This is a genomic window from Bernardetia sp. (genome assembly GCF_020630935.1).
Classification (GTDB): Bacteria; Bacteroidota; Bacteroidia; order Cytophagales; family Bernardetiaceae; genus Bernardetia.
In genome coordinates this window covers 1-6,092 of record NZ_JAHDIG010000119.1, presented here as the reverse complement: position 1 = coordinate 6,092, position 6,092 = coordinate 1, and the positions used below count along the sequence as shown (strand labels likewise).

The following is a 6,092-nucleotide window of genomic DNA, read 5'->3' as shown; positions in this document are numbered from 1 at the left end:
GGGACAAGATAAGGATTTTATCTTGTACTTGCTGTTGCGTCAGCATATGCTGACACAATGAGAGCCTTGCACCAAATAGGAGGATAATTAATCCTGTTTATTTTTTATTTCATTAAACCTACTTTCTAAAGTCACCCCAGTTACCAACTCCCAAAAGTATAGTTCAAAGGTAATCACTTTTCCTGTTTCTTTATCAATAACTCCTTTTGAGTAATCAGGTAAGAGAGTATTAGAATCAAATTCACTTTTAAGAAGACGAATAAATACCCATCCAAAAGAAAACTCTTCCAACTCACTACCCACTATTTTACTTTTTTTAGTAGCATTAACTTGTTCGATATAATCGCTCTGTATTTTTTTAGCTGTCTCTAAGTCAATCATAAAATTTTATTAGTGTTGCATAAATATTGGATTTTAAAGTAGCAAAAAACTATTTAAAAACCACTTTATTCCATTAGCAAATTGCTGAAAAATAGTGTGGTTTTAGTTCATCATTCAAAAAAACTTTTTCTTATCTATCACCATCTTTTATGCTCAAATATATTATTCCATTTCTGATACTGGGCAGAATCTAATACCAAAGAATTAAAAGAAGAAGGATACATATGATATAAAATTATATCGTCTGCTATCGTCATTATCTCTGCATCTGAACCAACATAGTTTACCCAGTACTGTTTAATATAAATATCTGTCTGAGTGCCATTACGAACTAAGAGACAAGAACCTGTACCTTGTGCGCCCTCTTCCCAAAAAGCAAAAGCAAGTTCGATAGGTTGTGTAATTTTCTGCTTGGAGTTCTTTTGAAACAAATAAAGAGCAGAGTAGTCGTTGTATTTCGGTTCAAAACGTACAAATTGCACTTGTGTGTCAGAATTAAGGCGATACGTTCCTAAATTATATCCTGTATATTTGTTATACGTAGTAGGGATAGATTGATAATGTTCTCCTTTAGAAGCAGCTTTCAAATAAATATTGGTCACAGAATCAGAAAGTTTTTGTTCTGTTTTAGTAGTATCCATAGTAAAATCAATGGTGACATAAATGGTATCTTTCTCTAAAAACATATCTCTCACAAAATTTTGACTTTTACTAGAAGTGAGTTTGGGAGTACAAGAGAATAGCAATACAATGATACTGCTAACAGTTAATATAAATTGGATTGTCGAAAACATAGAATAGAATGAGTATTGAATATCATATAATACAAGTTAATAAAAAACCACCTCATTCTATTAGCAAATTGCTAAAAAATAGCGTACCTTCCATTCATAATTCGTAATTGAAACATTCGTAATTGAATAAAAAATGCTTTTTTCCATTTATCGCTCTTCGGCAGGTTCTGGCAAGACCTACACACTTACTAAGGAATACATCAAACTCGCTCTAGCAAGTCCTAATCCCCAACTTTTGGGAGACTTTGATGTGCATTATTACAAGCATATTTTGGCAGTAACTTTTACCAACGATGCAGCTAAAGAGATGAAACAGCGTATTATTGGCAAATTAGATGCGTTTTCGGTGCTAGAGACGGCAGAAAAAGATTCGATGTTTCATGACGTGTTGAAGGAATTGAATGAAGAATATTCCAACTTAAAAATTACGAAAGAAGAAATTGTGGAGCGTTCGAAGGCGTTGCACCAAACTATCTTGCATCATTATTCCGATTTTGCTGTCTCTACGATTGATTCGTTTTCGAAGCGAATTGTCCAAGCCTTTACCAAAGATTTGGATTTGCCACCCAATTTTGAGATTCAGCTAGATATTGAGGAAGCACTAGAGGAAGCTGTTAGCCGAATGTATTACAAGATTGGGGAGCGAGGCGACAATCATTTGAGCGAAGTAATGAAAGAATTTGTCTTGAAAGAAACGCAGGACGAAAAAAGCTGGAATGTAGATAAGGGACTACTGGATTTTGGGAAAATCATTTTTGAAGAAGCCAAAAAATATTCTGTTGATAAAATAAAAGCCCTTACTCAGACGCAGCTCAAGATGGTAAAGGCTGATTATTTGGAGTATATCGATAAGGTAGAGAATGAGATTATCCCACAAGCTGGCGATTTTGGTAGAATTTTGTTGAGTGCTTTTGAAGAAAACGGTTTGGTAGCCAAAGATTTTCATTATTCCACACGAGGAATTTATAATTATGTCTTGACTTACGCTAAAAACGAAGAAAAAATAAAAGACGAGTGGAACAAACACAAACCTCTCAACTCTTACATTGCCAACGACGGTTTGAAACTAGATAAATGGGCTGCCAAAGCTACAAAAGGTTCTAGCTTAGAAGCTATCAGAGAACTCTCGCCAAGAATAAAGGAAATGGTTTTGAAAATTGAGGCGTTGAAAAATGAATATCAAGAAAAATATGCGTACAGCCGAATGATGCGACGTTTTATTTTTCAGATGATGTTTTTAGAGGAAATCGGAAATCAAATTGAATTTCTAAAGGAGAAGAAAAATCACGTTTATCTGAGTGAGTTTAATGAGAAAATAAATAAAATTGTGGAGAATGAACCTGTTCCCTACATTTTTGAGCGAATTGGAGAGAAGTTTAAACACATTCTGATAGATGAGTTTCAAGATACTTCACGAATGCAATGGCATAATCTGATTCCACTTGTGTCGAACAGTTTGGCAAACGGAATGCGTAGTATGGTGGTGGGAGATGCCAAACAAGCAATTTATAGATGGCGAAGTGGAGATGCTGACCTTTTGGTAAATCTGCCAGACGTTCCGACGGCTGCCCCAGACTCAATGCTTTCCGAACACATCGATATTTTTAAAGAATACGCCAGCCAAAAAGTGTTGGGAACAAATCGTCGTAGTCTTCCAAAAATTGTAGAGTTCAATAATAAGTTATTTCACTTTGTAAGAAAACGTTTTTCTTCGCTTAGTCCAGATTTGGCAAATCATTATGCCGAAGTAGTGCAAGAAACTGTTTTTGATGAAGGTGGACATGTTTCGGTGCGTTTTGTAGAAAAAAGCAGTAAGGAAAGTACAAAAATCTATCAAGACCGAACCTTTGATTACTGTTTAGATTTGGTTAAAAACCTTCAACAGCAAAATTATAAGCTAGAAGATATTACCATTTTGGTAAGAACCAACGGACTAGGCGCATTCTTGGCAGAAAAATTTATCGAACAAGAAATTCCTGTGATTTCAGGTGATTCTTTGCTTTTGGTTTCCTCAAAGGTAGTCAAGACGATTATCAATTTTATGTTTCTTTTGCAACAGCCGAATGACGCACCACGAAAACTAGAAATTATTGAGTTTTTAGAGGAACATTTAGAGAAAAAGTATGAATCTGAAAATCCTCCTTTCGATTTAGCAAAAGAAGTAAACAAAGAAGACGAGGAGAATTTTACAAGAATCATAAAAGAACAGTTCAAAAAAACACTTTCAATGCCTGTTCTGCGCCATTTGTCGCTTTATGAAATTGCTGAAGAACTCATAAGAGAGCTAGAACTCTATCGCCACCACACCGAACAGCTTTATATTCAAAAACTACTAGATGTTTTGTTCGAATTTAGTAGAAATAAGAACGATAATTTATTAGATTTCTTAGAACATTGGGAACGCAAAAAAGGACGTATTTCTATCTCGTCGCCAGAAGGAGGAGCTGCACTGCGTGTCATGACAATTCATAAAAGTAAGGGTTTGGAGTTTCCTGTTGTGATAATGCCATTTGCAGATTGGAGTGTAACGCCTAGAAGTCAGAGCCAACTTTGGGTAGAGTGGGAAGATAATCCGATTGCACCAGACCTTTCCACAATGATTTTGTCGATGCGTGAGACGATGAGGGAAGGTGTTTTTTCAGAAAATTATAAAAAAGAATGGTCATTAAATTTTATTGATGCTATTAATAATCTCTACGTCGGACTAACACGCCCAACAGAAAAACTATTCATTCTGACAAAAGAAGTTTCCAAATTAGAAGACAAAAAAGTACCTAAAGGCAAAGCCAATGACACTAAAAAAGAAGATAATTTTAACATTGAAAAAGTAAAGGATGTAGCTGATTTGCTAGGTTTTTTCTTGTTAAGGGAAGCTGATGGGGTTAGTAAAATTCGTCCTCAAGAATATATACTTTTTGAAGATAATACAAACAAAAAACACAAAGACAAGGTTTATGATAAAGAAACGCTCAATATAAAACAGCTTGTCAGTACGGAAGCTAGAAATAAAATCAGAGTACGAAAGAATAATTTGCGTTACGACGAGAGTTATTTGACAGTAGAAGATTTTTATGATTCTAGGAAAGATGGTCTTTTGATGCACTATGCTTTCGAAAAAATCTTTACCATAGACGATACTTCAAAAGCCGTTCAAAGCCTTATCAATGAAGGACTTATTGCTGAAAATGAGCGAATACATTTAGAAAATAAAATGAAAGACGTTATGAAATTGCAACAAATTGCAGAATTTTTCCGTCATGACGTAGATATTTCTAAAAATCCAGAAAACCCAAATGCGTATCAAATCCTAAACGAACAGGAGATTATCCAAAAGGGAAATCGTAGAGTGTTGCGTCCAGACCGTATTATGGTAAAAGGCGATACAGCTATTCTCATAGATTATAAAACAGGGCAGATAGACCCTAATCATGAAAAACAAATCAATGGGTATGCAAAAGCTCTTTATCAGATGGGTAAACGCAATATAAGGCGTTTTTTGGTTTATACTGAAAAAATGAAAGTCGTAGAAGTGGATTAATCCAATATATAGTAAAACATCTATTTCGACGAACTTCTATATCGCTTCGGCAAACTTGGCAATACTTTTGATAAACCTTTGTTTTGATATTTGATTATTTCAATTTTTTGTTAGAAAAATATCAAAAGTAAAACCAACAATTTTTTTGATTAAAATTTTTTATTCAACAAATCCAATTCAAACAATGAAAAAATCAATTTTTTCTTATTTTTCGTATTTAGTTCTTTTGCTCTTAGCTGTCGGAACATTATCTTCTTGTGGAGAAACAGATGGTACAGACCCAGCTCCAACCATTACTATTAATCCTACAAGTGCAACAATTGACGTAGGACAACAAGCAGACTTTACCTATACTGTAGTTGCTTCTAAAAATTTAGAAGAAATCCGTATCATTTCTCGTAATGTTACACAACAAACGGTTGTAGATTTTACCAACAATGATTCTCACAATGGTACTTTTTCTTTCATAGGTGGAATAGATGATGCAGGTACAACAGTTACAATTACAGTTGAAGCAGTAGATACAGACGGAAATCGTTCTAGTAGCTCAGTAGATATTGCAGTAAACGACGCTCCAGACCCAATCGCTATTAAAACATATCCTGCAATTCTTTTAGGAGCGCAAGACAATGCTAGTACAGGTAGTTTCTTGGATGCTAGTGAAGGCAATGTTTATAAAATTGCAGATGCTAAAGCAAACTCTGCTTTGGTAGATATGGCATATTTACAAGGTTCTTCTTCTAATGGACAAGGTGCAGTAATTGGTTCGTTACGTGATGCTTCTGTAGAGCAAGTTTTTTCTACTGAAACTGGCTGGGCAACAAGAAACGATACTCGTTTCAGAAATACAAGCCTAACAACAGCTAATTTTGATGCTATTATAGATGGTTCTGAGCTTACAGCTGCTTATGCTGCTGGTTCTGAGCCTAATATCGGAACTACTGGCGACCCAAGAGAGGGTGCTACTTCTCGTGTAAATCAGCTTGCTGCAAATACTGTTTTTGCTTTCAGAACTGCTGATGGAAAAGATGGTTTAGTAAAAGTAGTTAGTATTGATGCTGGAACTACTGGTTCAATCCGTTTAGAAGTGAAAGTAGTAGAATAATAATTCTTATCTCACTTTTTAGAGATAAAAAAGGTCAGTTCAAAACGTTTTGAACTGACCTTTTTTGTTTAACGTGAACTCGGGATTATATTTATTGATTATCAATAAGTTATGATATTATTTAATCTTCGGTACTGCCCTTTGGGCTGACCTTGATTAAAAGTAGGTCAGTCTCGTTAGAGCAGACCGAAAATAGTTTCTGTAGTGTATAGAGAAGCACTTAAGTAATTATCTACTACAATTTTGTTAAATTTGATTTATTTTTTCATAAAAC

4 protein-coding genes are annotated in these 6,092 nt (G+C 34.7%); 2 read left to right on the top strand and 2 right to left on the bottom strand.

The features are described from left to right. Positions 1 to 87: 87 nt before the first annotated feature. Positions 88 to 381, bottom strand: coding sequence for a hypothetical protein (locus tag QZ659_RS19780; RefSeq protein ID WP_291728704.1), 294 nt, complete (start codon positions 379 to 381; stop codon positions 88 to 90). A 137-nt stretch (positions 382 to 518) separates the two neighbouring features. Beyond that, positions 519 to 1,022, bottom strand: coding sequence for a hypothetical protein (locus QZ659_RS19775; RefSeq protein ID WP_291728703.1), 504 nt, complete (start codon positions 1,020 to 1,022; stop codon positions 519 to 521). Positions 1,023 to 1,308: 286 nt separating this feature from the next. Between QZ659_RS19775 and QZ659_RS19770 the strand changes: the two genes are divergently transcribed. Together QZ659_RS19770 and QZ659_RS19765 are read left to right on the top strand one after the other, a co-directional pair. Continuing rightward, the gene (locus tag QZ659_RS19770; RefSeq protein ID WP_291728702.1) at positions 1,309 to 4,713 is read left to right on the top strand and encodes a UvrD-helicase domain-containing protein; all 3,405 of its coding nucleotides are present in this window, start codon (positions 1,309 to 1,311) and stop codon (positions 4,711 to 4,713) included. Positions 4,714 to 4,897: 184 nt separating this feature from the next. After that, positions 4,898 to 5,818: a hypothetical protein gene (locus QZ659_RS19765; RefSeq protein WP_291728701.1), complete on the top strand. Its 921-nt coding sequence runs from the start codon at positions 4,898 to 4,900 to the stop codon at positions 5,816 to 5,818. The last annotated feature ends 274 nt before the right edge of the window (positions 5,819 to 6,092 follow it).